Raw genomic sequence first — 23,194 nt, 5'->3', positions numbered from 1 at the left:
AGTTTCCGGGCGCTCCCCACCCTGTCAAGGGCCGGGCCGGTGGGATGGGTGACCGCGCAATCCATGAGGAAAAATTATCAGATGGACCGGCATTCTCGGGTGCCTCGGCATCCGGATGCGTGTAGGTACACACCACACGATCGCGAGGATCAGAGTTGTCGCCGCTTCCCACGCGTACCGCCCGCGAACAGGCGATCCTGACTGGCCCGATTCTGCCGACGATCCTGCGGTTGGCGGCACCCAACGCGCTCACCGTGATCGTCCAGAGCCTGGTGATCGTGGTTGAGACGGTGTTTGTCGGCACGCTGGGGGCCGACGCGCTGGCCGCCAACGCCTACGTCTTTCCCTTTCTCGTCCTGATGCAGACCATGTCGACCGGCGCCATGGGCGGCGGCGTGTCGTCATCGGTGGCGCGGGCGCTGGGCGCCGGCGATCTGGCCCGGGCGCGCGCGCTTGTTCTGCACGCGATATTGATCGCACTTGGTTTCGGTTTGCTGTTCACGCTGGTGATGCGCGGGTTCGGCCCGGTGATCTATGGCGCGATGGGAGCTCGCGGAATCGTGCTCGACCTGGCGCTGTACTATTCGGATACGCTGTTCGCCGGCGTCACCACGATCTGGCTGGCCAACACCCTGCTCAGCATCGTGCGCGGCACCGGCAACATGGCGATGCCGACCGCCATCCTGCTGACGACGTCCGCGGTGCAGATGGCGATCGCCTACGCCCTGACGCAGGGGCTCGGCATGCTGCCGTCGTTCGGTATCGCCGGCATCGGCTGGTCGACCATTCTGGCCAATGGCCTCGGGGCGCTGGCCACCCTCGCCTTCCTCTGCTCGTCGCGTTCACGCGTCCGGCCCGCCGTGGACGGCGTGCGGCCGTCCTGGCCGATGTTCCGCGATATCCTGCGGGTGGGCGGCGTGGCGATTTTCTTCTCGCTGCAGAACGCTTTCGCGGTGATGGTCCTGTCGGGCGTCGTCGGCGGCTTCGGCGCCGCGATCGTCGCCGGCTACGGCATCGGGGCACGGCTGGAGATGCTGCAGATCTCGATCGTGTTCGGCATCGGCGCAGCCCTGGTGCCCATGGTGGGCATGAATGTCGGCGCCGGCCAGATCACCAGGGCGCGACAGATCACGTTCATCGGCGCGCTGGTCGCGGCGGCGATCTGCGGCATCATCGGCACCGTCTTCGCCGTGATGCCGCACTGGTGGAGCGGTCTCTATACGGTCGATCCGGCTTTGCGCGCGGCAACGGCCACATACCTGCAGCGGGTCGGCCCGAGTTTCGCGCTGTTCGGCTTCGGCATCTGCCTGTACTTCGCCACCCAAGGCTCGGGCCGCGTCGTTGAACCCGTGCTGGCCGCCACCGCCCGGTTGGTGCTGGTCCTCGCCGGCGCCGCAATCACGATCCGCTGGGGCGGCGACTACGCAACCCTGTGCTGGGTCATCGCGACAGCCATGGTCGCCTATGGTCTGCTCGCTGGCGCCGTGCTGGCGTTCACACCGTGGCGCCCCCCGGCGCCAGCCCGCAGGGCTGCCGCGCCCTTGACAGGCACGACATCTCCCGCCGTTGGAAAGTAGCTCAAGGTCACCGTGCGCGTGTCCGTGACCTAAGCTGCCTCGCGCTGCAGCAGGGCGCGCTTACGCCGCACGCCCCAGCGATAGCCCGAGATCGCGCCGCCGGTTTTGACGACGCGGTGGCATGGAATGGCCACGGCGAGGGCATTGGCGGCACAGGCTTCCGCCACCTCGCGCGCCATCCTGGGCTCCCCCAGCCGCCGGGCGACATCGCCATAGCTGGCCGTGCTGCCGGCGGGGATCTCCCGCAATGCCTCCCAGACACGCTGCTGAAATGCCGTGCCCCGTGGGTCAAGCGGCAGCACGACGGGTCGTGTCGGCGCCTCGACAAGATCGATGGCGTCGGCGAGATGCCGGACCGCATCGCCGTCATCCTCGATCACGTCGGCGTCGAGAAAACGTTGCCGCAGATCGCGCGCCAGCGCATCCGTATCGTCGCCCAGCAGAATGGCGCAAACGCCGCTGGCGCTCGACGCGACGAGAATGCCGCCCAGCCAGCACCGACCGGTCGCGTACCGGATGGTGTCGCGGCCTGTGTCGTTGATCATGGACATCGTCCTCTCCATTCGAAACGCACACTTCGGTGTGCTGCAGGTCGAATGTAGGCACGACACCAGCGATGTACGCTCCGCTATCGGGCGACCAATTCCTTGCCTCCACAGGGTCCCGCTTCGCGATGAGTTGACTTCATGGCGAGCGCTGCCCGACGGAGCGTCACGGCAGCTGTACCAGCAATCGACGATTCCAGGTACGGTTTCGCACTTCATAGCGCGTTGGGTCGGTTGTTCGTGTTCCCGGTTTTCTGGGGGAGCCATGCGCCGGATCGCGGTTTTGGTTATTGCCATTCTCTGCCTGACAATCACGAGCACAGCGTCTGCCGAGCGTCGCGTTGCGCTGGTGATCGGCAATGGCGCCTACCAACAAATACCCGCACAGGCCAAATCCGTCGGTGATGCGCACGCCATCGCGGCTGCTCTGGGCCAGCTCGGCTTCGAGGTTGTTTCAGGCTTCGACCTTGGCACAGCCCCGATGCGCACGGCGCTGCAGGACTTCGCCGACAAGGCAGCCTCGGCGGATATCGCCCTCTTCTTCTATGCAGGCCATGGCCTGGGAAGTTCCGGCGCAGCTTACCTGGTCCCGATCGATGCCGCGCCTGGCGCCGATACCGACCTTGATGCCGCCACCCTGTCGGTAGACGGCGTCTTGCGCCAGATGCGTGGCGCAAAGGTCAAGATCATGGTCATCGACGCTCCCCGCGACGACCCGTTCGCCAGGCAGCGCCAACGCCCGCGCGCGACGACAAACATTGTCGACTCCGCCGGTAGCAACACACTGATCGTGTTCGCGACCGAGCCTGGCGGCTCCATCATCGACAGCGAGGGGCCGCACAGGCCGCTCACGACCGCTCTTCTCAAGCATCTGCTGACACCCAGGCTTGAGGCTGGACAGATGCTCCGTCGCGTTCGGCGCGATGTGTCGGACGCGACGGGTAACCGCCAGATTCCGTGGACCTACAGTGCGCTCACGGATGCGCTCTATCTTGCGCGATGATCAGCCGGCGCGCCGGCTGATCCGTCAGACCGCCAGCACCATGCCGTCGTGGCCCGGGTCGGCGCCACCGTCGAGGCCCTCGGGATGCACGCGGATGGCGTGAACAGCGGCGAAACCGAAGGTATAGGGGCTGCGCATCACATCATATCCCTGGCCCTGCAGCGCCCGTTCGGTGGCCCAGGGGATGCGGTTGCTGACGTCGATGGCATCGCTGGTTGCCGAGAATCGCGCGGCCGACACCGCCTCGACCATGGTCATGCCGTGGTCGAGCGCGTTGAGCACGACGTGCAGGACCCCCATGGCGATCTGTGTCGCACCCGGCGCACCGATGATCAGGTCGGGCTTTTCACCGCGGAAGAGGATCGACGGCACCACGGAACTGAAACGCGCCTTGCCCGGCGCGATGCTGCCGGCACGCCCCGGCCGCGGGTCGAACACGCCCATGCAGCCGTTGTACATGAATCCCAGGCCCTCGGTGATCACGCCCGAGGGCATGCCCAGCGAATGGGTCATGGTGAAGCAGTTGCCGTCCTTGTCGATGGCCGAGATGTGGGTTGTATCCTTGGTCGGCGTGCCGCTGTTGAAGCGCGGCACGCTCGCCTTCACGCCCTGCTTGATCTCGTCGGCCATCGCGCACGCGTAGTCCTTGGAGATCAGCTTGGCGAGCGGCACATCGACGAACTTCGGGTCACCGACATGGCGATCCTTGTCGATGGTGGCCCGCTTCATCGCCTCGGACACCACGCGAATGTACTCGACCGTATTGTGCTCCAGCCCGGCAAGGTTGAAGTTCTCCAGGATGTTCAGCATCTGGATCAGCATCACGCCACCACCCGGCGGCTGGTTGCTGGAGACACGCCAGTCGCGGTAGGTGCCCCATAGCGGCGCGTTGTGCGTCGGCTGCCACTGTCTGAGATCGTCCGCCGTGATGAGGCCATCGTGGCGCTTCATATCCGCGGCGATCGCCTGTGCGATCTCGCCTTCGTAGAAGACATCGGCGCCACCCTGGGCGATACGGCGCAGCACCTCGGCATAGTCGCGGTTGACCACCGTATCACCGACACGTTTGGGTGAGCCATCGTCCCGACAGTAGAGGCGGCGCGCCGCCGGCGTGAAGCGCAGCCGTTCGTGATTGGGCGCGCGCCCCATGGCGCCGTCGTCGGCCCACCAGAAATGCACATGCGGTCGCACTGTCCAACCGTTGTGCGCCCAGTGGATGGCCGGCTCGACGATCTGCGCCCAGGGCAGTGCGCCATGCGCGCGCTGCGCCGCGTAATACATGCGCAAATTGGCGGGCGCGCAGATCGAACGATAGCCGATATCGTTGACCCGGCCTTTGAGAATGAAGCCATAGCCGTCACGTGCTTCGGCCTCGATCAGGTTGGCCCACATGTCCGGACGCGCCGCCAGAGGGGCCGGCGCGTGGGCATCGATGTAGCCGTGGAATTTCTTGGCCGGCATGTAGATGCCGCAGCTGCCGAAACCGGCGATACCGCACATCATCGGATCCACGACGCCCTGCACCAGGGCGCAGGCGATCCCGGCGTCGACCGCATTGCCGCCCGCCCTGAGCATATCGGCGCCGGCCTCGACGGCTTCCGGCTGCGGCGCCACGATCATCGCCTGTTTACGCTGAATCATCTTTGCGCGTTCCTCTCATTGGTAATGGGCCTGGAGCGGCGACCTTCAATCGATAAAATCGTAACAGCCATGACCGGCGCGGGTCTACGATGCGATCCGCTGCGCGCGGAAAGGATGCACAACGTGAAGCGGGTTCTGGTCACGGGGTTCGAGCCGTTCGATGGTGATGCCGTCAACCCGGCCTGGGAGGTCGCGCGTGCACTCGATGGTTGGCGCTGCCGCCGGCACGTCGTTGCAGCGCGGCGGCTACCTTGCGTCTTCAGTGCGATCCGTCCGACGCTCGCACGCGAACTCACGGCTCTTGCGCCCGATCTTGTCATCTGTGTCGGCCAAGCCGGCGGCCGGGTCGACGTGTCCCTGGAGCGCGTCGCGATCAATGTCGACGATGCGCGCATTCCCGACAACGACGGCGCCCAACCCGTCGATCGTCCCGTCGTCGACGGTGGCCCTTCGGCCTATTTCACCTCATTGCCCGTGAAAGCGATTCTGCAGCGCTTGCTCAAAGCCGGATTGCCGGCACAGGTATCCAACACGGCCGGCACCTACGTCTGCAATCACACCTTCTACATGCTGCGACACCTGGCGGAGACGACGCATCTATCCGTGCGAAGGGCTGGATTCATCCATATTCCCTACCTGCCGGAACAGGCTGCTCGCAATGCCGGTAGCGCCAGCCTGGGCCTCGACACGCTCGTCGCTGCGATGCGCATCGCCATCGAAACCTCACTCGAGGTCACGACCGACATTCACCTCGCGGCAGGTGCACTACATTGAAGATCAGCCGGGCGGCGGCGCCGGATCGGTCGCCTCGCGCCCGCCTTTGCGGCCGCGCGCGACGGCGGCCAGCAACGCTTCGTGGACTTCATGCAGCGTGTCCTCGACGTCCTGCCAGACCGCTTCCGGTGCGTTCGCCTCCTGGGCAAACCGACCGATCACCTGCAGCAAGGCGTGGACCTGGCGCCAGGCATCCGACTCGGCAGGCGCGATGAATGGCCGGTATAGCTCAAGCGCGTCATCGATATCCTCGGCAGTGCGCTTGAGTGCACGAAGCTCCTTGTCTCTCGCCATGAGTCGGTCGCTCCATCCGTGAACGGCCCGACAGTTTCGCTGTGCCGCTCGAACATGGCCGCAATGCATTGAAAGCGTTATGCGCCCTCGCCACAAGGCCGTGTCAAACATGTGGCGCGACGCATCCTCGTCTGGCAACCAATCCCGGGCCACAGCATTTATGTCCATAGCGGTCAGGATGGATCTGCTCGGCGCGACATGAGCACGGCCGCATGCCCTCCCACTTCCTCGGAGACAGTCCCATGGCGCAGCGGGACACTTATCACACCGTCAATTCCTCTCAGAATATCAACGGGCAACGGCAACGCAGCGAAATCGGTCAGCGCGTTCTCGATTACACGACTTTGGCAGGCCTCGTGATTCTGGGGATCCTTCTTGCGGGTCTCGTTTCGACTTTCCTGTTCGGTTCATCTGTAACAACGGCCCTTTAGGACAAAACAGTCAGAACTACTGACCTTCTCAAGCGGACTTGCTTGTCCAAGTCATGGCGTCGCCGGCGCAGAGACACGCGTCGTCCGGTAGATTCATGCAGCCTTCAAGGAACAGCGGACGGTGAGGCTGCACCATGACCACGCTCAAAGGCGGGCTGATCCAAATGCAACTCAAGGGCGGCACGGACCTGGAGCCAGCCGCCATCCGCGAGCACATGATCGCGGCGCACGTGCCGCTCATCGAGGCGGCCGCCAAGCAGGGCGTGCAGGTGCTCTGCATGCAGGAGGTATTCACCCAGCCCTATTTCTGTCCCAGCCAGGACAGCAAATGGTACGCCGCCGTGGAGCGCATCCCCGATGGCCCCACCGTGAAGCTCATGCAGGCGCTGGCGCGCAAGCATGCGATGGTCATCGTGGCACCGATCTACGAGGAGGAGATCACCGGCGTCTACTACAACACTGCCGCTGTGATCGATGCCGACGGCACATACCTGGGCAAATACCGCAAGAACCACATCCCGCAAGTCGCCGGCTTCTACGAGAAGTTTTTCTTCCGGCCCGGCAATCTCGGCTACCCCGTATTCCAGACCGCCTACTGCAAGCTCGGCGTCTACATCTGCTACGACCGCCACTTCCCCGAAGGCTGGCGCGCGCTGGCGCTGAATGGCGCCGAATACATCGTCAACCCTTCGGCCACTGTCGCCGGTCTCAGTCAATATCTGTGGGAACTCGAGCAACCAGCCGCGGCTGTCGCTAACGGCTGCTATATCGGTGCGGTCAACCGCGTCGGCACCGAGGCACCGTGGAACATCGGCAAATTCTACGGCTCGAGCTACTTCGTCAATCCGCGCGGCAAGATCATCGCCCAGGCCAGCGGTGACAAAGACGAGCTGGTCACCGCCGACATGGACCTGGAGATGGTACGCGAGGTGCGCAACCTCTGGCAGTTCTTCCGCGATCGGCGCCCGGACACCTACGGCGATTTGCTTAAGCCTTAGACCTCCTCTCCCCACCGGGGAAAGGTACAGAGGCGACCACACCGCAGCCGATCAACGTCATCCTGACGATCGCGTCGGTGGCGGCGGCGAAATCGGCGTTGGACATCCGCTTGCGTCCGAGCACGGCGCGCACCTGCACGTCGAAGTCGGCGTAGTGCTGGGTCATGGCCCAGAGATTGAACAGCAGATGAACAGGATCGACCGGCGCCATGAGGCCGCGGCTGGCCCAGTGCTTGAAGACGGCTGCCTTTTGCGCCACGCGTCGCCGCAGATCGTCGGCGAGATAGCTGCCCAGTTGCGGCGCGCCGTGCAGGATCTCATTGGCGAATACTTTGGAAGCATTGGGCCTGGCGCGCGACCAGTACATCTTGCCCCGGATGTAGTCGTCCAATGCCTCGGCCGGATGCCGCTCGCGATCGATGGCATCAAGCGTGCCCAGCCACAGATCAAGGATGTTGGCCAGCACGGCGCGGTAGAGTGCCCGCTTGGTGCCGAAGTAGTAATGCAGGTTGGCCTTGGGCAGTTTGGCCCGCGCGGCGATCGCGGCGGTGGTGGCGCCCTGAAAGCCAGCCTCCGCAAATACCGCCTCGGCCGCGACCAGGATGCGCGCCTGGTTGCGGGCACGGATACGGCCGCCCTGCCCTGCCACCTGCTTGGCCATCACCCGTTTTCCCGGACTCTACCTCGTGAAATCTTGACCGTTTGGTCAGATTCTCGCTACTGTGATTTTCGAATGGATGGCACGCTGGCATCGACCGGCCCTGCGGACAACGCCATCCGGAAGGCCAGGGCGACGATGCCTGACATCGGTGATATCGCGGCCAATCGGCTGTCGGCCGAGCAGTACCAACGCCATTTCGACGACGTCGAACCGCCGCTCGATCGCAAGCGCGCGCTGGTCGAGGCCAGCCGCTGCCACTTCTGCTACGACGCACCCTGCCTGGAGGCCTGCCCCACCGGCATCGATATCCCGGGCTTCATTCGCAAGATCGCGACCGACAATGTCAAAGGCTCGGCGGTCACCATCCTGGAAGAGAACATCATGGGCGGCGCTTGCGCCCGCGTCTGCCCAACCGAGATTCTGTGTGAGCAGGCCTGCGTGCGCACCGCCCAGGAAGGCAAGCCGGTCGATATCGGTGCTTTGCAGCGCTACGCCACCGACTGGCTGTTCGAGCACGATATCCAGCCGTTCACGCGCGCCGCATCCACGGGCAAACGCATCGCCATCGTGGGCGCCGGCCCGGCCGGCTTGGCCTGCGCCCATCGCCTGGCGCTGCTGGGCCATGACACGGTCGTCTTCGACGCGCGCCCCAAGGCCGGCGGCCTCAACGAGTATGGCGTCGCCGCCTACAAGGTGCCGCACGATTTCGCGCAGCGCGAAGTCGACTTCATCCTGTCGCTGGGCGGTATCGACCTGCGGCCGGGCCAGGCCCTGGGCCGCGACGTGTCCCTGGTGCAGCTGCGCCGCGACTATGACGCGGTCTTCATCGGCACCGGGCTGGGCGGCGTGAACGCGCTGGCGCTCGACGGCGAAACGCTGCCTGGCGTCGAGGACGCCGTCGCCTACATCGAGCGGCTGCGCCAGGCAGCGGACAAGTCCCGGCTGCCGATCGGCCGCCGCGTGGTGGTGATCGGCGGCGGCAACACCGCGATCGATATTGCCGTGCAGGCCAAGCGCCTGGGCGCCGAGGATGTCACCATCGCCTACCGGCGCGGGGCCGACGCCATGAGCGCCACGCCGCATGAGCAGGAATTTGCCCAGACCAACGGCGTCAAGATCAAGCACTGGGCACGCCCGGTGCGTTTGTTGAGCGACGGTGGGCGCCTGTCCGGCGTCGAATGCGAGTCCACCACGCTCGACGCCGATGGCAAGCTGGTCGGCGCTGGCACGCGCTTTGCGCTGCCGGCGGACATGCTGTTCAAGGCCATCGGTCAGACCTTCGTGGCGGCGCCCGTCCGTGATGGCGGCCGGGAGCTGCTGGACCTGCGGCAGGGTCGCATCGTCGTCGATGACGCGCACCGCACGTCGCTGCCCGACGTGTGGGCCGGCGGCGACTGCATCAGCGGCGGCCAGGACCTGACGGTGAGCGCCGTGCAGGATGGCAAGCGCGCCGCGCATGCGATCGACCACTTTCTGCGAAACGCCTGAGGGAGGACCGCCATGGCCGACCTGCGCTGCACCTTCGCCGGGATCAAGTCGCCCAACCCGTTCTGGCTCGCCTCGGCGCCGCCCACCGACAAGGAATACAACGTCGTGCGCGCCTTCAAGGCCGGCTGGGGCGGTGTCGTATGGAAGACCCTGGGCGAAGCCGGGCCGCCCGTCGTGAACACCGCCTCGCGCTACGGCACGCTGGAAGTCAACGGCCAGCGCATGGTGGGCTTTAACAATATCGAGCTGATCACCGACCGGCCGCTCGAGGTCAACCTGCGTGAGATCAAGCAGGTCAAGCGTGACTGGCCCGACCGTGCCGTGATCGTGTCGCTGATGGTGCCGTGCGTCGAGGACAGCTGGAAGCAGATCCTCGCCGTGGTCGAGGACACCGCCTGCGACGGCGTCGAGCTGAATTTCGGCTGCCCGCACGGCATGTCCGAGCGCGGCATGGGCGCCGCGGTCGGACAGGTGCCGGAATACATCGAGATGGTGACGCGTTGGTGCAAGCAGCACACCCGCATGCCGGTGCTGGTGAAACTGACGCCCAATGTCACCAATGTCCTGGGTCCGGCGCGTGCCGCCAAGAGAGGCGGCGCTGATGCCGTGTCGCTGATCAATACGGTGAACTCGATCATCGCCGTCGACCTCGACAAGATGGCGCCGACGCCGACGGTCGACGGCAAGGGGACGCATGGCGGCTATTGCGGACCGGCCGTGAAGCCCATCGCGCTGCACATGGTGGCGGAGATCGCGCGCGATCCCGAGTGTGCCGGCCTGCCGATCTCGGGCATCGGCGGTATTTCCACTTGGCGCGATGCCGCCGAGTTCATGGCGCTGGGTGCCGGCTCGGTTCAGGTCTGCACCGCCGCCATGCATTACGGCTTCAAGATCATCGACGACATGGTCGACGGCCTCAACAACTGGCTGGACGAGAAGCGCCATGCCGATCTCGCGGCGGTGGTCGGCCGCGCCGTGCCCAACGTTACGGACTGGCAGTACCTCAACCTCAACCACAAGATCCTGGCCCGCATCGACCAGGATCTGTGCATCAAGTGCGGCCTGTGCCACGCCGCCTGCGAGGACACCTCGCACCAAGCGATCGCGGCGCTGCGCACTTCAGGCACGCGCCGCTACGAGGTCATCGACGCCGAGTGCGTCGGCTGCAATCTCTGCATGCATGCCTGCCCGGTGACCGGTTGTATCACCATGGTCGAGGTGCCGACCGGCAAGCCGCCGCTCAACTGGACGCAGCATCCCAACAACCCGATGCGCCAGGCGGCGGAATGATCGACGGAGGCGCGCCCTGGGAGCGCGGGCGTCCCGCCCGCATCGGCGCGTCAGCGCTGAGGGATGAAAATGTCGCCTTCCGCCTACGCTCCAGGCATATGCGGACGGGACGCCCGCGCTCCCAGGAAAGGGGGGCGCTACCGGCTTCATACGAGACGCCAAGCAGTGCAGACTGGACGCATGCCAGCACCTGAACCGGCCCAACGGCCCAAGACCAAGGACACCGCGGTTGCCATCGACATCCGCAAGCTGTCACTGACCTACCAAACGGCGGACGCCCCGGTCATCGCACTGTCGGACATCGACCTGAAGATCCGAACAGGCGAGTTCGTCTCGTTCATCGGACCGTCGGGCTGCGGCAAGACTACCCTGATGCGGGTGATCGCCAACCTCGTCGATCCGACCGACGGTATCATCACCGTCAACGGCATGAGCCCCGAGCAGGCGCGGCTGCAGCGCGCCTACGGCTACGTCTTTCAGGCGCCGGCGCTCTATCCCTGGCGCACCGTGCGGCGCAACCTCACCTTGCCGCTCGAGATCATGGGCATGTCCAGGAGCGAGCAGGCAGCCCGGGTCGAGAAATACCTGGCACTGGTGGGTCTGAAGGGATTTGAAGGCAAGTTTCCCTGGCAGTTGTCGGGTGGCATGCAGCAACGGGTCTCGATTGCCCGCGCACTGGGCTTCGAGCCGGCGCTGCTGCTGATGGACGAACCCTTCGGGGCGCTCGACGAGATCACGCGCGATCACCTGAACGAGCATCTGCTGCGGCTGTGGGAGCGCACCCAGGTCACGGTGATCTTCGTCACCCACTCGATCCCCGAGGCCGTGTTCCTGTCCAACCGCATCGTGGTGATGTCCCCGCGGCCCGGACGCATCGTGGAGGTGATCGACAGCGACCTGCCGCCCGACCGCACGCTCGACGTGCGCGAGACGCCGGCCTTTCTGGAGATCGCCCACCGCGTGCGCGTCGCGCTGCGGGCAGGGCACAGCTACGATGATTAGGGCTCAAGCCATGACCTTCCTGCGGTCCTGGCGCGAGGGCCATGCCCTGCCGCTCACCGCCGTGCTGCTGGCGCTGCTGGTGATCTGGTATGCCGCCGCGGTCTGGCTGAACGCGCCGCAAGTGATCGACCTCGCCTTCAGCGACAAACCGGACTGGACAGTCAGCGATCTCCTCGAGGCCACGTGGTCGATGGAGCGACCCGTGCTGCCGGCGCCGCATCAGGTCGCGATCGAGTTCTACGAATCGGTATTCGGCTACGACATCACATCGAACCGAAGCTTGGTCTACCACGCCATGGTCACCGCGTCGGCGACCCTGGTCGGCTTCCTCTTCGGCATCGCGCTGGGCGTCCTGCTGGCGGTGGGCATCGTGCATGTGCGTACGCTCGACCGCTCGCTGCTGCCCTGGATCATCGCTTCGCAGACAATCCCGATCCTGGCGATCGCGCCGATGATCATCGTGGTGCTGGGCAATCTGGGCTTCACCGGCGTGCTGCCCAAGGCCGTGATCTCGATGTATCTCTGCTTCTTCCCGGTCGCCATCGGCATGGTGAAGGGCCTGCGCTCGCCCGACCCGCTGCAGCTCGACTTGATGCGCACGTACTCGGCCTCGCCGGCGCAGGTGTTCTGGAAGCTGCGCAGCCCGGCATCGGTGCCGTTCCTGTTCACCTCGCTGAAGGTGGCGATCGGCATCAGCCTGGTCGGCGCCATCGTCGGCGAGCTGCCGACGGGGGCCCAGGCCGGCATCGGCGCCCGCCTGCTGAGCGGATCCTATTACGGCCAGACCGTACAGATCTGGGCTGCGCTCGCGATGGCGGCTATCCTGGGCATGGTGCTGGTGGCCCTGGTCGGCATGATCGAGCGCGCCGTCCTGCGCCGCATGGGCGCGCGCCCATGATCCGGCGGCGCGACTGGCTGTGCATCGCAGCCCTGATCCTGCTGCTGCTGGCTCTGGTCCTGCCCGCCGGCAACGACGATGCCGGACCGGTGTACTGGTCGGGCCAGGGCGTCACGATCGTGGGGCTGGTCGCCGCCTGTGCCGCGGCCGGCTGGTCGGCGGCACTGCGGCCACGCGGCCTGGCCGCCGGACTGACCTTGGCCGCAGCCGTCGCCGCCGGTGCCACGGCGCCGCTCTTGCTCCTGGCGGGCGGCTTCACGCTAGGCACGGATGCGCCGGGGCTGTGGCTTGCCGTCGTCGGGCTGGGTTGCCTCGTGTGGCGGGCGCTCGACCTGCTGGCCGGGACGGCAGCGAACCGGTTCGTGCACAACGTGCTCGTGCCCGCCCTGTTCGGTCTCTGGCTGCTCTATCTGTGGGAAGTGGTGGTTGGCGGTTTCGCCATCCCCCGTGTGCTGCTCCCCGGCCCCAGCCAGATCGGCCATGTCATCGTCGCCAGCGCCGATGTGCTGGCACTGGATTTCCGCCAGACGTTCCTGAAGTCGGTGCTGATCGGCTTCGCGCTGGGCTGCGGCAGCGGCTTCCTCGCCGCCATCCTGATCGACCGCTCGCCCTTCCTGCAGCGTGGCCTGCTACCGCTGGGGGCGCTGGTCGGCGCCATTCCCGTGGTCGGCATCGCCCCGATCATGGTCATGTGGTTCGGCTTCGACTGGCAGTCCAAGGCTGCCGTCATCGTCGCCATGACGTTCTTCCCCATGCTGGTGAACACGCTGGCCGGCCTGCACGCTGCCGGTGACATGGAGCGCGATCTGATGCGCTCCTATGCCGCCGGATACTGGCAGACCCTGCTGCGCCTGCGCCTGCCGCAGGCGCTGCCGTTCATCTTCAACGCGCTCAAGATCAATTCGACGCTGTCGCTGATCGGCGCTATCGTCGCCGAGTTCTTCGGCACGCCCATCGTTGGCATGGGCTTCCGCATTTCGACCGAAGTGGGCCGCATGAACATCGAGATGGTCTGGGCCACGATTGCGGTTGCGGCACTGGCCGGCTCGCTCTTCTACGGCGCCCTCGCGCTGGCCGAGCGCGCGCTGACCTTCTGGCATCCATCCTATCGGCAATGAGTGCAAACGCGTGCGATCAACCAGGGAGAGGAGCAAGACATGAGAGTGATCGGAGTGCTGGCCGGCGCTGCCGCGCTGACGCTGGCGGCAACGGGAGTGCAGGCGCAGGACAAGCTGACCCTGCAGCTCAAGTGGGTGACGCAGGCGCAGTTCGCCGGCTACTACGTCGCCAAGGACAAGGGCTTTTACAAGGACGAGAAGCTTGATGTGACCATCAAGCCCGGCGGCCCTGATATCGCGCCGCCGCAGGTCGCCGCCGGCGGCGGTGCCGACGTGATCATCGACTGGATGCCTGCAGCGCTGGCCTCGCGCGAGAAGGGCGTGCCGCTGGTGAACATCGCGCAGATCTACAAGCGCTCCGGCATGATGCTGACCTGCCGCAAGGACAGCGGCATCAAGACGCCGGCCGACTTCAAGGGTCGCACCTTGGGTGTCTGGTTCTCCGGCAACGAGTATCCCTTCCTCTCCTGGATGGACAAGCTGGGGCTGAAAACCTCGGGCGCCAACGCCGACATCAAGGTGCTGAAGCAGGGCTTCAACGTCGATCCGTTGCTGCAGAAGCAGGCCGACTGCATCTCGACCATGACCTACAACGAGTACTGGCAGGTGATCGACGCCGGCATCAAGCCCGAGCAGCTGCTAGTCTTTAAATACGAGGACCAGGGCGTCGCCACCCTGGAGGACGGCTTCTACACCACCGAGGCCAAGCTCAAGGACCCGGCGATGGTGGCCAAGCTGGCCCGCTTCGTGCGCGCCACAGCCAAGGGCTGGGACTATGCCGTCAAGAACCAGCCCGAGGCGGTGAAGATCGTGCTGGCCAACGACGCCACCGGCGCCCAGAAGGCGGCGCACCAGACCCGCATGATGGCCGAGGTCGCCAAGCTGGTCGCCGACCAGCCCAAGGGCATCGGCTATCTCGACCCCGCCGACTTCGAGCGCACCGTGGGTATTCTGCTGGGCGGCAAGTCCGACCCGGTGATCACCAAGAAGCCTGCCGGCGCTTGGACGCACAGCGTCATCGACGCCTCGATGAAGAAGTAATTTTCCCTCCCCCAACGCAGTTGGGGGAGGTGGCCGTTTCGGTACTTCGACGCTTTGCGTCGAAGTACCTGAGCCGGAGGGGGAGACCCCACGTGTCCAGGTTACTGAGACCACGTCGGATCCCCTCCGCCCACCGACGCTTCGCGTCGAAACGTCGTATCGGGGCACCTCTCCAGCTTCGCTGGGGAGGAAATCACTCCGCCGCTGCGCGCGGCACCGGGTGCGGGCGCTTGGCGTCGGCCTGCAGCTTGGCGGCTTCGAAGTACGGCGCGAAAGTCGGGCGGTTGATGTAGTGACCGGCCCCCTTCACCGCATTCAGCTTGCCGTCGGCCCACACCACGTTGCCTTGCGAGATCGTGTGCGTGGCGAGGCCCTGCACCGTCATGCCCTCGAAGATGTTGAAGTCGATCTGCTGGTGGTGCGTCTTGGCCGAGATGGTGCGACTGGCGGTCGGGTCCCACACCACCAGGTCGGCGTCGGCACCGACGCTCACCGAGCCCTTGCGTGGGTAGATGTTGAAGATCTGTGCCGCGTTGGTCGAGGTGACGCGCACGAATTCATTGGGTGTCAGCCGGCCCTTGCCGACGCCATGGTGCCACAGCACCGACATGCGGTCCTCAACACCGCCAGTGCCGTTGGGAATCTTGGTGAAGTCGGTGCGGCCGGCCGCCTTCTGCGGCGCGCAGAAGCAGCAATGATCGGTGGCCGTGGTCTGCAGCACGCCTGACTGCAGGCCGCGCCACAGAACCTCCTGGTGCTCCTTGGACCGGAACGGCGGGCTCATGACGTAGGCCGCCGCCGTGGCCCAGTCCGGGTTGCGGTAGACGCTGTCGTCGACCAGCAGGTGGCCGGCCAACACCTCGCCGAACACGCGCTGGCCCTCCAGCCGCGCCCGCGTGATGGCCTCCACCGACTGCCGGCACGAGTTGTGCACGATGTAGAGCGGCACGCCCAGCACCTCGGCGATGCGGATCGCGCGGTTGGCGGCCTCGCCCTCGACCTCGGGCGGGCGCGACAGCGGATGGCCTTCCGGACCGTTGATGCCGGCCTTCAGCAGCTGCTGCTGCAGGTGGAACACCAGTTCACCGTTCTCGGCGTGCACCGTGCACAGGGCGCCCAACTCCCGGGCGCGCGAGAAGCTGTTCACCAGCACCTCGTCCTCGGCCATGATGGCGCCCTTGTAGGCCATGAAGTGCTTGAAGCTGTTGACGCCGTGCGCCTTCGTCAGGGTACCCATGTCGCGGTGCACGCTGTCATCCCACCATGTGACGGCGACGTGGAAGGAATAGTCGCCAGCCGCTTTCTCCGCCCAGCCGCGCCATTTCTTGTAGGCGGCCAGCAGCGGCTCCTGCGGGTCGGGAATGACGAAGTCGATGATCATGGTGGTGCCGCCGGCGAAGCCGGCGGCGGTGCCGGAGTAGAAATCCTCCGACGCCGTCGTGCCCATGAAGGGCAGTTCCATGTGAGTGTGCGGGTCGATGCCGCCGGGCATCACCAGCTGGCCGCCGGCGTCCACCACCTGCGTGCCGGCCGGCGCGTCGATCTTGTCGCCGATCGCCTGGATCTTGCCGTCGGCGCACAACACGTCGGCGCGAACGCTGTGGTCGGCGGTCACCACGGTACCGCCACGAATGAGCGTGGGCATGCTTCCCTCCTGGCCTGTGTCCGCTGCGAAACCTGATCGTTCGGTCAAGTTTAGCGCGAAACACAGGCGCCGCTCCACGGCGGAAATGACAGGAAGGCCGGATTTCACAGCTTAGATGTACCAGGCATCCCCGAGGTCGGAGACCCGGATATCATCGAGCATGGCGACGTTCAGCGGGTCGCTCCCGTTGCCGAACGCAATCGTCACCAGGACGTCGTCGCCAACCTGCTGCGCCTGGACCTGATAGATGCCACCCGGCGACGGCAGGTGCAGGGCGAGGCGGTCGCCGCTGGCCGAATTGAAATCGGTGACGTGGTCCAATCCGTCCTGTTGCAGGATGGGAACGAAATCAAAGATATCGGCACCGGCACCGCCGGTGAGCGTGTCGTTGCCGTCACCGCCGTGCAGGACATTGCGACCCGCATCGCCGATCAGGACATCGGCCTGCTCGGAGCCGGCGACATTCTCGAAACCGCGAATCGTATCGCCCTGCGCATCGCCGCCCGAGACCTTGCTGGTCGCCAGGTTGACGCGCACGCCGGCAGCCGAGCCGCCATAGTCGAGCCAGTCACCGGCGCCCGCGCCACCATCGAGCACATCCGCGCCGGCACCGCCGGACAGCCAGTCGCTGCCGTCACCGCCCGACAGACGGTCATTGCCGATGCCACCACCGAGGTCGTCGTTGCCAGCACCACCGCTCAGCAGGTCATTCCCGGCACCGCCGTCGAGGGCATCATTGCCAGCCTCGCCATGGAGCTGGTCATCACCCTTGTCACCGTCGATGAAGTCGTTGCCGATACCGCCGTACAGCGTGTCCTTGCCGTCGCCGCCGCTCAGCGAGTCATGCCCGTCGTCGCCATAGACGAGGTCGTCACCCGCATCGCCGTCGAGAAGGTCGTCACCGGTGCCGCCGTGCACCGTGTCCTTGCCGTCGCCGCCGCTCAGGGAATCATTGCCGCGATCGCCGAAGATACGGTCATCGCCCGCACCGCCGGCGCCATAGTCGCTGCCGCTACCACCGTAGAGCGCGTCGTTGCCGGTACCGCCGTCGAGAAAATCGTCTCCGGCACCGCCGAAAAGCCTGTCGTTGCCCTTGCCGCCCTCGAGATAGTCATCGCCATTGGCGCCGGAGATATCGTCATTGCCGTCGCCGCCGAACACGAAATCGGCACCGTCCAGGCCGCGTATGATGTCGTCCCCGGCGGTCCCATCGATATAATCGTCGCCGTTGGTGCCCGTAATGACTTTCTTCGCAATGTCGCTGGAAACAGCCATGACCACGCCCTCTATCTAGGGTTGAGTCAGGTCAGTCTATGATCCCCGCACGACGGCGCCGTGACATATCCAACGGGGAAGCATGAAAAGATCGCGCCCATAGGGATAGATTCATTTGTCTTCCCAGTGATGCATGATACCGAATGCGCGAGATTACGTGGGCATATCAAGTAATCGCAAAGCGCAAACGGATCCGCGGCTGTAAGTGGATGGCAGCGGATGCAGTCTCAGACCACTCCGCGCGTGCGCAACCCGTCGATCGCCGCCTGATCGTAGCCCAGGCTGCGCAGCACGTCGTCGGTGTGCTCGCCCAGCTCCGGGGTCGGCCGTAGTTCGGCCGGCTGTGGGGCTGCGCCCATATTGATCGGCTGGCCGACGACCTTGATGTCGCCGAGCTTGGGATGACGCACCGGTCGGGCGATGCCGAGGTGCTGCACCTGCGGCTCGGCGAAGGTCTGGTCGATGGTGTTGATCGGCCCGCAGGGCACGCCGGCCTTGTTCAGCGCCGCAATCCAATGGCCGCTGGGCTTGGTGCGGGTGATGGCGCTGATGCGCTCGTTGAGCGCTTTGCGGTTGCGCGAGCGCAGCTGGCCGGTGGCGTGGTCTGGATGCGCCAGCAGCTCGGGCGCGGCGATCGCCTCGCAGAAACGCTTCCACAGGCCATCGCCCGAGGCGGCGATGTTGATGTGGCCGTCGGACGTCGGAAAGACGCCGGTGGGAATGCCCGTGGGATGATCGTTGCCGGCCTGTTTCGCCACCTCGCCGTCGATCAGCCAGCGCGCGGCCTGGAAGTCGAGCATGAAGATCTGCGCCTCGATCAGCGAGGTGTGCACCCACTGCCCCACCCCCGTCTGCTCTCGCTGCAGCATGGCGAGCAGGATGGCCTGCGCCAGCAGCAGGCCCGACGTCAGGTCGGCGATCGGAATGCCGACCCGCATCGGCCCCTGCCCCGGCGCACCGGTGATCGACATCAGCCCGCCCATGCCCTGTGCGATCTGGTCGACGCCGGGCCGCGTCGCGTCGGGACCGGTCTGGCCGAACCCGGCGATGCTGGCATAGATGATGCGCGGGTTGACTGCGCGCACCGACTCGTAGTCGACGCCCAGCCGGAACTTCACGTCGGAACGGTAATTCTCCACCACGACGTCGGCCTTGGCGGCGAGCTTCATGAAGATGGCGCGGCCCTCGTCGCTCTTGAGGTTGACCGTCATGCTGCGCTTGTTGCGGTGCAGGTTCTGGAAGTCGAACCCATCACGCCGGCTGCCGGTGGCGTCGGGCACTTCCGGTCCAGGCTGCTCGATCTTGATCACCTGCGCACCCCAGTCGGCGAGCTGGCGCACGGCGGTCGGGCCGGCGCGGTGCGCCGTCAGGTCGAGCACGGAGATATGGGCGAGCGGCAGAGCGGACATGATCACTTCCCCTGGAATACCGGTTTGCGCTTTTCCATGAAGGCGCGGCGACCTTCAGCATAATCCTGGCTGTCGAAGCAGGCCTGGGTCATGCGCTCCAGCCGGGCATGGTCGCGGTGCTGATCGGGCTTGGCGATCTCGCGCGCCGCCGCCTTGGCGAGCGCGATCGTGAGCGGGGCATTCTGGGCGATCTGCCCCGTCGCCTCGGCAACGACGGCATCCAGTTCGGCATCGCCGGCGACGCGATGCACCAATCCGATGTCCAGCGCCTCAGCAGACGAGAACTGGCGCGCTGTGAATAACATCTCCGTGGCCCGCGGCAAGCCAACGATGGTAGCCAGGCGCTCGATCCGCAGCAGGCCGTAACCCAGCCCGAGCCGTGCCGCTGGCACGCCGAAACGGGCACCCTCGTTGCAGAAGCGCAGGTCGCAGCAGGCCGCCAGGTTCATGCCGCCGCCGATGCAATAGCCGGTGATCTTGGCGATGGTCGGCTTGGAAAAGTCGTACAGCGCCTCGTAGCCGCGGCCGGAGATGGCGTTGTAGCGCTCCTGCGCCTCGGCGTTGGCACGCTCGCTCTCGAACTTGGAGATGTCGGCGCCGGAGACGAACGCCTTGCCGCCGGCACCGCTGACGACGACGCAGCGCACGGTGCTGTCGGCCTCGAAATCCTTCAGGATGTCGAGCAGCCGGTCCCACATGTCGAGCGAGACGGCGTTCAGCTTGGCCGGGTTGTTGAAGACGACGTGGCCCACCGCGCCGTCGCGTCGTCCGTAGAGCTTCTCGTCCTGCATGCCGCGGATCTCCTTCGCGCGGCACTATAGCGGCCCGGCAGCGAAACGACAGCCATGGCGAGGGCCTTGCTGCAGATGACGGGAAGCTTTGCGATTCCGGCCGGACTGCCGCAGCGGAAAGTATTAGAGTGTCGGCGATTGTTGCACGGAAACCACCATGCCCGATCCAGCCCATGCTTCCACTGCCGCCGGCCGTTCCGATGTCAGCGAGGAGATACCGATCATTGACGTCGCAGGCGCATTGAGCGGTGATGCGGCCGCTGTTGCCGCGTGCGCCGCGCAGCTGCGGCACGCCTATGAGGATATCGGCTTCTGGTTCCTGGCCGGCCATCGCGTGCCGCAGGCTCTCGTCGACCGGGTGTTCGCCGAAGCCGCGCGCTTCCACGCCCAACCGCTCGTGGAAAAGCTCAAGCTCAAGATCAACGAGCACAATATCGGCTACTTGCCGATGAAGGCCGCGACCACGCGCCACTCCGACGTCAGTACCAACAACCGCCCCAACCTCAACGAGGCCTATTTCGTCAAGCGCGACCTGCCGCCGGACCATCCCGACGTGCGCGCCAACAAGCGCTTCCGCGGCGCCAACCTGTGGCCGGCGGACTTGCCGGGTTTCCGCCAGACCATCGTCGCCTATTGCGATGCCATGGAGGATCTGGCGCGGGGCATTCTGCCGATCTACGCCGCCGCGCTCGACCTGCCTGCAGACTACTTCACGGTTGCGTTCGCCGATCCGCAGTACACGCTGCGCATGTCACACTATCCCTACACGCCCAGCCTGGCGCAGAACGAGTACGGCCTGGCGCCGCATGCCGATACCTCGTTCATGACCTTGCTGGCGCAAAACAAGATCCCCGGCTTGTCGCTCCGTACCGCATCCGGGCGCTGGATCGATGCGCCGGTGATCGAAGGTGCCTTCCTGGTCAACAGCGGCCAGATGCTGAACCGCTGGAGCAACGGCCGTTTCCGCGCCACGCCGCATCGGGTCGTCAACAGGTCAGGCAGCGATCGCTATGCGATCCCGTTCTTCTTCGACTGTGCGCTCGAGCATGAGATGACGTGCCTGCCGTCCTGCGCCGGCCCCGACAATCCACCGAAATTCGAGCCGACGACCTATTTGAAGTTCATGGAATGGTACCAGAGTCAGAACTACGACCACATCCGTAACGCCGAAGGCGTGCGGCTGCAGGCGAACTGAGGCTACGCAAGGAAAGCGGTCACCTTGTCCAGGACGGTCTGGCAGTCGGGAAAGTGCGGCGTATGACCGGCGCCGGCAATTACCTCGACGGTGGCTGTCCTGATCGCATCGGCGAAATCCTGGGCGTAGGTGGGCGGCACCAGCCTGTCCTCGCCACCCCACACGATCAGGGTCGGCGCCTTGATTCGGCGCAGCCGCCGCGCCAAGCCACGCTCGGGAATCGGCCACAGGAAGTGCGCGATACTGGCCATGGACGTGGTGCGTCGCAGGGTTTGCACAATCCGCTGCTCGGGGTCGTCGGGCAGCGCCAGCCGGGCGCGTACCGCGCTGGTCGCCGGATCGCCCAGCAGCAGCGCCGTCTGCCGGTCGGGCGGCACGAGAAGAAAGTCCGCCACCGGCGCATCGTCACGCCACAGCCCCAGCGCGTCGATGAGGACCAGGCGTCGCACGCGGTCGGGACGGACAGCGGCGATCTCGGCCGCCACCATGCCGCCGAACGAGTGACCGACCAGATCGATCTCGTCTAGCCCGAGTGCGTCGAGCACATCGTCATAGTAAAGGACGAGGTCATGCATGCCGTTGAGGTGACGCAGTTCGTCGGGCTCATCGGCGCCGGCATGCGCCGGCGCATAGACGCGGCGCGTCGCCGACAGGCCATCGACCAGGCCGTTCCATTCCTGGCCCAGCAGGCCATGGAGATAGACCAATGGCGCCCCCTCACCCTTGACCAGCACCGGGTTGGGCTGAAAACCGTCGGCGACGTCGATGGAGCAGATGGAGGCGGTCATCGGGCCATCTCCACCCCAGCGGCAGTCCTGGCCGGTGCGCGATGTCGCGTCGCGCCCTGTGGCCACCAGTGGTCCTGGTAGCCCTCCTTGTCCCAGATCCCGCGAATCCTGGGCAGCACATGGTTGGCAAACAGGCGCATGCTGTATTCGGTCAGCTCGCGGTCCATCGACTGGATCTGCATCACGACCATCAGGTGACCGATGCGCAGGTTACGGATGGCCGCCTCGAGCTGCTGCGCCACTGTCGACGGGCTACCGCCGATCACCATGCGGGTGGTCTCGGTGAAGTCCTTCCACGACGCCGTGCGCGGATCACCGATCAGGTTCTTGTAGGCGCCGCGCGCCGCGCCCTGCCGCAGGGCAAATTCGACACTCGTCTTGGTCATGAAACCCGGTACCGCGGCCTGGTGCATCGGCACATGCAGCGCCTTGGCGTAGAAGTTCCGGATGTGCTTCAGGTACAGCCGCTCCGCCTCGGCATCGGTAGCCCCTACGACCACCAGCTGGGCGAAGCCGGCGCGATAAGGATTATCGTCCAGGCCGGCCTTGTCGATCTGGTCCCAATAGCCGTCCATCATCCCCTTGGCGGACTGGTGCCCGTTAAAACTGAGATAGCTGTAGGTATAGTTGTTGTCGGCAGCGAACTTCCACGTCTCCACCGAACCGCCGCCGGCCAACCACACCGGCGGATGCGGTTTCTGCAGCGGCTGCGGCCATGGATTGACATAGCGCAGCTTTGTGAATTCGCCGTTGAATGGAAACGGCCCGGGCCGCGTCCACGCCTGCATGATGAGGTCATGCGCCTCGTAATAGCGCGGCCGTATCTGTGTCGGCGGCACGCCGTAGTTGCCGATCGAGTCCGGAGGCGAGCCGACCGGGAAGCCCGCCACCAGCCGGCCGCCGCTGAGGCAGTCGATCATGGCGAACTCCTCGGCAACGCGGATCGGCGGGTTGTACAGCGGCAGCGTGTTGCCCAGCACCACGATCGCCGCATCCGACGACCGCCGCGCCAGGATCGACGCGATGAGGTTCGGCGAATTGCAGAAGCCGTAGCCGTTCTGGTGATGCTCGTTGACGCCCAGGCCATCGAAGCCGAGCTCGTCGGCAAGCTCGAGTTCCTCCACGTTCCAGCGCATGTACCGTGCCACAGCGGCCGGATCGCACAGCGCGCTGTTGGGTGGCGTGATCCAGATGCTCTCGTAGCGCGTCGCAAAGTCGTCTGGCAGGTCGCGATAACCCTGCATATGGAAGAAGATCGTCTTCATCGGCTGCTGCCCCCTGGTGCGCGGACTGCGCGCAGGCGGCGGCACTTTAGTCAGCGCATGCCGGG

22 protein-coding genes are annotated in these 23,194 nt (G+C 65.7%); 12 read left to right on the top strand and 10 right to left on the bottom strand.

Going from position 1 to position 23,194, the window contains the following annotated elements; all coding sequences use genetic code 11:
* Positions 1-155 precede the first annotated feature (155 nt).
* Complete coding sequence (locus FQU96_RS35475; RefSeq protein WP_146546140.1) at positions 156-1,577, top strand: MATE family efflux transporter; 1,422 nt, start codon at positions 156-158, stop codon at positions 1,575-1,577.
* Positions 1,578-1,606: 29 nt separating this feature from the next.
* On the opposite strand, the gene FQU96_RS42905 is transcribed toward FQU96_RS35475, so the two are convergent.
* On the bottom strand, positions 1,607-2,122 hold the full coding sequence (locus FQU96_RS42905; RefSeq protein WP_370461636.1) for a methylated-DNA--[protein]-cysteine S-methyltransferase: 516 nt from the start codon (positions 2,120-2,122) through the stop codon (positions 1,607-1,609).
* A gap of 265 nt (positions 2,123-2,387) precedes the next feature.
* On the opposite strand from FQU96_RS42905, the gene FQU96_RS35465 reads away from it, so the two are divergent.
* Positions 2,388-3,125 carry a caspase family protein gene (locus FQU96_RS35465; protein WP_178130954.1) on the top strand — a complete coding sequence of 246 codons (738 nt, stop codon included), beginning with the start codon at positions 2,388-2,390 and terminating at the stop codon, positions 3,123-3,125.
* Between the two features lie 24 nt (positions 3,126-3,149).
* On the opposite strand, the gene FQU96_RS35460 is transcribed toward FQU96_RS35465, so the two are convergent.
* Complete coding sequence (locus tag FQU96_RS35460) at positions 3,150-4,766, bottom strand: gamma-glutamyltransferase family protein (RefSeq protein WP_218575001.1); 1,617 nt, start codon at positions 4,764-4,766, stop codon at positions 3,150-3,152.
* A gap of 24 nt (positions 4,767-4,790) precedes the next feature.
* Here FQU96_RS35460 and pcp point away from each other — a divergent pair, with 24 nt between their 5' ends.
* Positions 4,791-5,540, top strand: coding sequence for a pyroglutamyl-peptidase I (gene pcp, locus FQU96_RS35455; RefSeq protein ID WP_218575000.1), 750 nt, complete (start codon positions 4,791-4,793; stop codon positions 5,538-5,540).
* Positions 5,541-5,543: 3 nt separating this feature from the next.
* Here the strand turns inward: pcp and FQU96_RS35450 are convergent, their stop codons facing one another.
* Complete coding sequence (locus tag FQU96_RS35450) at positions 5,544-5,834, bottom strand: hypothetical protein (RefSeq protein WP_146546138.1); 291 nt, start codon at positions 5,832-5,834, stop codon at positions 5,544-5,546.
* Between the two features lie 242 nt (positions 5,835-6,076).
* On the opposite strand from FQU96_RS35450, the gene FQU96_RS35445 reads away from it, so the two are divergent.
* Complete coding sequence (locus FQU96_RS35445) at positions 6,077-6,265, top strand: hypothetical protein (RefSeq protein ID WP_146546137.1); 189 nt, start codon at positions 6,077-6,079, stop codon at positions 6,263-6,265.
* A gap of 134 nt (positions 6,266-6,399) precedes the next feature.
* On the top strand, positions 6,400-7,263 hold the full coding sequence (locus FQU96_RS35440) for a nitrilase-related carbon-nitrogen hydrolase (RefSeq protein WP_146546136.1): 864 nt from the start codon (positions 6,400-6,402) through the stop codon (positions 7,261-7,263).
* Here FQU96_RS35440 and FQU96_RS35435 read toward each other — a convergent pair.
* On the bottom strand, positions 7,253-7,924 hold the full coding sequence (locus FQU96_RS35435) for a TetR family transcriptional regulator C-terminal domain-containing protein (RefSeq protein WP_146546135.1): 672 nt from the start codon (positions 7,922-7,924) through the stop codon (positions 7,253-7,255). The two genes, FQU96_RS35440 and FQU96_RS35435, sit on opposite strands and share 11 nt — an antisense overlap.
* 135 nt (positions 7,925-8,059) lie before the next feature.
* On the opposite strand from FQU96_RS35435, the gene FQU96_RS35430 reads away from it, so the two are divergent.
* The 6 genes from FQU96_RS35430 to FQU96_RS35405 all read left to right on the top strand — a co-directional run bounded on the left by FQU96_RS35430 (position 8,060) and on the right by FQU96_RS35405 (position 14,761).
* Positions 8,060-9,412: an NAD(P)-dependent oxidoreductase gene (locus FQU96_RS35430; protein ID WP_146546134.1), complete on the top strand. Its 1,353-nt coding sequence runs from the start codon at positions 8,060-8,062 to the stop codon at positions 9,410-9,412.
* A 12-nt stretch (positions 9,413-9,424) separates the two neighbouring features.
* Positions 9,425-10,702 carry an NAD-dependent dihydropyrimidine dehydrogenase subunit PreA gene (preA, locus tag FQU96_RS35425; protein ID WP_146546133.1) on the top strand — a complete coding sequence of 426 codons (1,278 nt, stop codon included), beginning with the start codon at positions 9,425-9,427 and terminating at the stop codon, positions 10,700-10,702.
* Positions 10,703-10,882: 180 nt separating this feature from the next.
* A complete protein-coding gene (locus FQU96_RS35420) occupies positions 10,883-11,704 on the top strand; it encodes an ABC transporter ATP-binding protein (RefSeq protein ID WP_146546132.1) in 822 nt (273 codons plus the stop codon).
* Between the two features lie 10 nt (positions 11,705-11,714).
* Positions 11,715-12,602 (top strand): ABC transporter permease, encoded by an 888-nt coding sequence (locus FQU96_RS35415; protein ID WP_146546131.1) that lies wholly within the window; start codon positions 11,715-11,717, stop codon positions 12,600-12,602.
* Complete coding sequence (locus FQU96_RS35410; RefSeq protein ID WP_146546130.1) at positions 12,599-13,720, top strand: ABC transporter permease; 1,122 nt, start codon at positions 12,599-12,601, stop codon at positions 13,718-13,720. Before FQU96_RS35415 ends, FQU96_RS35410 begins: the two co-directional genes overlap by 4 nt.
* Before the next feature lie 39 nt (positions 13,721-13,759).
* Positions 13,760-14,761 (top strand): ABC transporter substrate-binding protein, encoded by a 1,002-nt coding sequence (locus FQU96_RS35405; protein ID WP_146546129.1) that lies wholly within the window; start codon positions 13,760-13,762, stop codon positions 14,759-14,761.
* A 193-nt stretch (positions 14,762-14,954) separates the two neighbouring features.
* Here FQU96_RS35405 and hydA read toward each other — a convergent pair whose 3' ends face one another.
* The 4 genes from hydA to FQU96_RS35385 all read right to left on the bottom strand — a co-directional run bounded on the left by hydA (position 14,955) and on the right by FQU96_RS35385 (position 19,881).
* Complete coding sequence (hydA, locus tag FQU96_RS35400) at positions 14,955-16,406, bottom strand: dihydropyrimidinase (protein WP_146546128.1); 1,452 nt, start codon at positions 16,404-16,406, stop codon at positions 14,955-14,957.
* A gap of 111 nt (positions 16,407-16,517) precedes the next feature.
* Positions 16,518-17,681: a calcium-binding protein gene (locus FQU96_RS35395; protein ID WP_146546127.1), complete on the bottom strand. Its 1,164-nt coding sequence runs from the start codon at positions 17,679-17,681 to the stop codon at positions 16,518-16,520.
* A gap of 227 nt (positions 17,682-17,908) precedes the next feature.
* Positions 17,909-19,090 carry a CaiB/BaiF CoA-transferase family protein gene (locus FQU96_RS35390; RefSeq protein ID WP_146546126.1) on the bottom strand — a complete coding sequence of 394 codons (1,182 nt, stop codon included), beginning with the start codon at positions 19,088-19,090 and terminating at the stop codon, positions 17,909-17,911.
* A 2-nt stretch (positions 19,091-19,092) separates the two neighbouring features.
* Positions 19,093-19,881 carry an enoyl-CoA hydratase gene (locus FQU96_RS35385; protein WP_146546125.1) on the bottom strand — a complete coding sequence of 263 codons (789 nt, stop codon included), beginning with the start codon at positions 19,879-19,881 and terminating at the stop codon, positions 19,093-19,095.
* Between the two features lie 157 nt (positions 19,882-20,038).
* Between FQU96_RS35385 and FQU96_RS35380 the strand changes: the two genes are divergently transcribed.
* On the top strand, positions 20,039-21,076 hold the full coding sequence (locus FQU96_RS35380) for an isopenicillin N synthase family oxygenase (RefSeq protein WP_146546124.1): 1,038 nt from the start codon (positions 20,039-20,041) through the stop codon (positions 21,074-21,076).
* Positions 21,077-21,078: 2 nt separating this feature from the next.
* Here FQU96_RS35380 and FQU96_RS35375 read toward each other — a convergent pair whose 3' ends face one another.
* On the bottom strand, positions 21,079-21,864 hold the full coding sequence (locus FQU96_RS35375; protein ID WP_146546123.1) for an alpha/beta fold hydrolase: 786 nt from the start codon (positions 21,862-21,864) through the stop codon (positions 21,079-21,081).
* Positions 21,861-23,129 (bottom strand): LLM class flavin-dependent oxidoreductase, encoded by a 1,269-nt coding sequence (locus FQU96_RS35370; RefSeq protein WP_146546122.1) that lies wholly within the window; start codon positions 23,127-23,129, stop codon positions 21,861-21,863. The genes FQU96_RS35375 and FQU96_RS35370 overlap by 4 nt, the downstream gene beginning before the upstream one ends.
* Positions 23,130-23,194 lie beyond the last annotated feature (65 nt).

Source organism: Reyranella sp. CPCC 100927 (assembly GCF_007859315.1).
Lineage (GTDB): Bacteria > Pseudomonadota > Alphaproteobacteria > Reyranellales > Reyranellaceae > Vineibacter.
The sequence above is the reverse complement of the archived record's forward strand: the minus strand, read 5'-3'. Positions and strand labels throughout refer to the sequence as shown.